This window comes from Rhodococcus sp. NPDC056960, assembly GCF_042674125.1.
Taxonomy (GTDB): Bacteria; Actinomycetota; Actinomycetes; order Mycobacteriales; family Mycobacteriaceae; genus Rhodococcus_F.
On sequence record NZ_JBHURF010000080.1, the window covers coordinates 1 to 4,048 of the forward strand.

Here is a 4,048-nt window from a genome sequence, read left to right on the forward strand (position 1 = left end):
TAACGGTGACGTCGGATATTCGAACTGTCCGAATGCCTCATGATCTCGATGATCGTCGGCTGATCTCGACGGCGTAGTTGGTCCAGTCCCCGGCGGACAGTCGCTGCCATGCGACGGCGACGTCGGTGTGGATGCCGAGGGTGCGGGCCAGGATCGCTGCGGGGATCTCGGTGGCGAGCTGGAATAGGGCGGTGCTGCGGTCGGCGCCGGGCCGGATGTCGAGCTTGTTCAGCCGTTCGACGAGTTGGCCGGTGCTGATGGGTCGGCCGGGCTGACCGCCCGGGAACAGCCAGAGCGATGGTGTCAGCGCACCGATTGTCGCGTGGCCCTTGCGTTTTGCGGCGACCGCTTGTGCGAGTTCGTCGACGGGGTGGGGAAGATGGATGGGTGAGGAACCCAGGTGCAGCTTGACGGCGCCATTGCTGGTCTCGAGATCGACGATGGTCAGCCGCGAGATTGCTGCCGAGGTTTGGGCGTAGAGAAGTACGAGCAGGCCCGCGAGCCGGTCTTCGGCCTTGATGGTGTCGTCGTGCAGTAGCCGCCGCGCGATGTCCCATCGGTGCTGGTCATCGAGCGGCCGGGTGGGGCCCATCCAGCGGCGGGCGGGGATGCGGACGCTGATCAGCTTGTTCTTGTGGGCCCAGCGTATGAAGTGCCCGGCGGAGCCGCGGTTGACCGCGGTGTTGTCGGTGAGCCATCGGTCGAGGTCGGCTTGCCGACAGGTGCCGAGGGCGAGCTGGTGATCGGTCAGCCAGTCGAGGAAGGCGACGGCTCCGTAGGTGCGTTGCCGGACCGAGTTGAACTGCTGGATCGTGGTGAGGGCGCCGTTGTTGCGTTGCCGCAATCGGCGGACGAGCTGCCAGGTGGTGTAGCGGTGCAGCACGCTGCGCTGTTCGGGATTCGACTGGGCGGCCACCACGCGGCCGACCAGCTGCTCGGCGCGGATCATGTGTTCGTCACGTTCGGGCAGGGCGCCGACACCAACGAGGACCTGCCGCAGGTGAGCGAGAGCCTGGCTGTCGGGCAATTCGTCCAGCGCTTCGTGAGTCAGCGCCCGTCGACCGGCAGCGAGGTCGGCCAGGACGGGCGCGACGGACTTCTTCCTCAGCCATCGCATCGCGGTGATCGGGTGCTCGGCGGTCGCGATGTTGTTCCGCAGCGCTTGCAGGCCGGGATGCAGAGACGCCGAGGGTGGGCCCAGGATTTCGTTGAGGCCCTGGTTGATCAGGCATCGGCCGCATTGCCCGGGATGCGGGTGGGTGGGGTCGCTGCAGGTCGGGCAGTCATGCCAGATGGGGAGGGTGGTGCAGTGCTCGCAGCGTGGCTGGTCTAGGGTGCCGGAGACGATGGCCGCGGTCCGGCCGCAGGAACAACACCGTGCCGTGCGTCTTTGGCAGGCGGGGCACCACGGTCGTCCGGTGGTTCGGGATGTGCCGCAGGGCTTTTCTTCGCCGCAGATCGAACACGCAGCGGTCGGGAGGGGCGGGCAGCTGACGCAGACGGGGCCGTCCGGCGTGCGGGTGCTGACTGGCCGGCGGCGCCCGCAGTTGAGGCAGACTTCGAGGTTGTCGGGGTCTGTGACCAGGCAGTTCGGGCAGAGTGGCCGGCCTTGTTCGTCTCGTGTCGCGGGCTCGCGGTTCGCGCCGCAGCGCGTGCATTCTTCGACACGAGTGCGGGCGATGCAGGTGCGGCAGACGCGTTGTCCGTCGAGGGGTTTGTCGATCCGGACGACCCGGTGGCAGCGGGGGCATGCCGGTCGGACGATCCCGACGACGTCTGCGGCGTGAAGGGCCTCGATCAGCGGAACGATCGCCCGGACGGGAGCGAGATGACCAGCGCCGGTGAGCAGTTCGGGTTGAGCTTCCAGTGCCCAGCCGATCCTGCGCTGATGAGAGGGCCGGGAGGCGAGCTTGCCGACCGCGGTGGCGATGAGGTTCCGATCGACGTCCGGGTCGAGCCGGGTGATCACGCCGTGTATGACGTCGATCGGGTCGCGGTCGTCGCGGTCGGGACATTGGGCGCAGCGGGGCTGCCCGGCGCGGTCCCGGGTCGTGGCGTGACGCTGTCGGCCGCAGGCCGCGCAGGTTTGTGGCCGGATGCCGCAGGAGCCGCAGTACCAGTCCTGACCGCGACGTTGCAGGGTCCGCATCGGTTTGCCGCAGCCGGCACAGACCGGCGGGGAAACGTCCGCGCCCGCCTCTCGCAGAGCGATCAGCAGATCACCGATCGCCCGGGGTGCCGGGGAACGACCGTCGGTCAAGGTCACCGAGCGCTCGGCGAGAAAGGCCGCGAGCCGCCGCGACTTCGACCGCCCGCCGGCGACTCCGGTGACGACGGCCCGGACCTGGTCAGCTGGAAGTCGACCATCGGCCGCCAGCACCAAGTCCGTGATGAACCCGACGGGGTCCGAGATCGCTCGATCGTTGTCCGCTGCGGTCACGACGGTTCGGCGCCGCGGATCCGCGCCCGCCGCGGGCGGAGGTTCCCGATGCCGGCCTCGGCGCCGACAGCCCTCTTGCCGCGCGTGGTGGCTTCGGCGGCAACGGCCGGTTCGATCAGGTCGTCCATGGTGCAGTCGAGGATGTCCAGCAGTGCCATCAAGATTTTCAGGCTCATCCGTTCGGGCCGTTCGACCACGAGCCGATAGACCTGGCTCGAGGACAAGGTGATGCCGCGTTTGTCCAGCGGTTCGATCAGGTCGGTGGTTTGGAACATGCCGCGGTCGGCCATGACCTTGCGCAGGTGCCAGTGGTAATCGAGTTTGGCGGGCATCATCGATCCTTTCCTGCCGGGCCCAGTACGGGCGCCAGCGCCTTCTGCAGCATGGTGTTCATGTAGTCGGTGCTGACGTGGGTATAGATGGCCGTGGAACTGTCGCTTTCATGCCCGACCTGCGATTGGATGAATCGACGGTCGGCACCATCCTCGGTGAGGTGGGTGACGTAGGAGTGCCGGGCGCTGTGCACGACCAGCGCTTTCGGGAGCTTGAGCGCATCGCGGTAGGCGACGAAGCGGGCGTTGATCTCCGCGGGCTTGATCCGCCCGCCGCGCTCGGTGACCCAGAGCGCCGGATGGTCGGGGCAGCCGAACCGGGGCCGGACGTTCTCGACGTAGTCGACCACAGCTTCCACCGCCCAATCCATCACCGACAGCACATTCCGCCGCCGCGGCGGCTGACCGCGTTTCGCCTTCCCATAGCGGACGTTGAGTGTGCCGTAACGGCCGAACTGCGGCGCCGCCGGGTTGCGACCGAAGTCCACCAGATCCAGTTTTGCCGCTTCGGAGCGGCGTAGGCCCCATCCGTATATGACCTTGAAAATCGTCGCATCACGGTAAGCAGCAAGGGCCCCTTTGCGTTTCGCACGCACTGCGCGCTCGACCTGATCGTCGGCGTAGTCGAGGAACCGTTGCATCTCCTCCCGGGTGAACGGGCGCGCCTCCGGTCGACCCTCGTAGTCGTTGAGATGGGCGATCGTGTTCCACTCGTGGCAGATCGCCACTGGATGGGTTCCGAACGCTTCCTCGCATGCGACGGTCCACCCGTATCGGCCGTCGACCAGGTACTCGCTGAACAACCGCAGGCCGCCCTGGTAGCCCCGGATGGTCGATGGCGCCAGGTGCTTTTCGCTGGTCAGCCAGAGCGACCACTCATCGATGTGCGTCGGGGTCCACTGCCACGGATAGTCGTTGACGAACTCCATGAACCGCCGAACCAGCTTCTCCCGGCCCGTAATCGTTTCCTCACGCAGTCCGCGGGCAGCCTGCTGGGCGCGCCAACCACGAAACATCGCTTCCGCCATCGCATCCTGCGGGCGTAACTGCGCCACCCCGGACACCAGCTCTAGATGAGCCGCCCCAGCGAAGTCAACCTGCCGCAACCCACACTCCCCACGCCACCGAACAGTGCGAGAATCATGCATCAGATGGGTTAGTTGGGGCAAACTTGCTGGCCAACAGGCATTCCCTCGTCACTACTGCGGTAATCTCACGCTGCTCCCCATCAGGCGACCAGCAGATTTTCGCCCGTCTGATGCAATTCCCGAGGGTT

At 66.8% G+C, this 4,048-nt stretch carries 3 protein-coding genes; all 3 read right to left on the bottom strand.

All coding sequences use genetic code 11. The features are described from left to right. Positions 1–37: 37 nt before the first annotated feature. From ACFTWF_RS44920 to ACFTWF_RS44930, 3 genes are read right to left on the bottom strand one after another with little or no spacing between them, the layout of a single operon-like run. The gene (locus tag ACFTWF_RS44920) at positions 38–2,440 is read right to left on the bottom strand and encodes a hypothetical protein (RefSeq protein ID WP_378467513.1); all 2,403 of its coding nucleotides are present in this window, start codon (positions 2,438–2,440) and stop codon (positions 38–40) included. Continuing rightward, positions 2,437–2,772 carry a helix-turn-helix domain-containing protein gene (locus ACFTWF_RS44925; protein ID WP_378467514.1) on the bottom strand — a complete coding sequence of 112 codons (336 nt, stop codon included), beginning with the start codon at positions 2,770–2,772 and terminating at the stop codon, positions 2,437–2,439. Before ACFTWF_RS44925 ends, ACFTWF_RS44920 begins: the two co-directional genes overlap by 4 nt. Continuing rightward, on the bottom strand, positions 2,772–3,800 hold the full coding sequence (locus ACFTWF_RS44930; RefSeq protein WP_378467515.1) for a tyrosine-type recombinase/integrase: 1,029 nt from the start codon (positions 3,798–3,800) through the stop codon (positions 2,772–2,774). Before ACFTWF_RS44930 ends, ACFTWF_RS44925 begins: the two co-directional genes overlap by 1 nt. Positions 3,801–4,048: the final 248 nt, after the last annotated feature.

Coding starts and splice junctions, on each gene's coding strand:
- ACFTWF_RS44925 (WP_378467514.1), bottom strand. CDS start 2,772: ATGCCCGCCAAACTCGATTACCACTGGCACCTGCGCAAGGTCATGGCC.
- ACFTWF_RS44930 (WP_378467515.1), bottom strand. CDS start 3,800: ATGGCGGAAGCGATGTTTCGTGGTTGGCGCGCCCAGCAGGCTGCCCGC.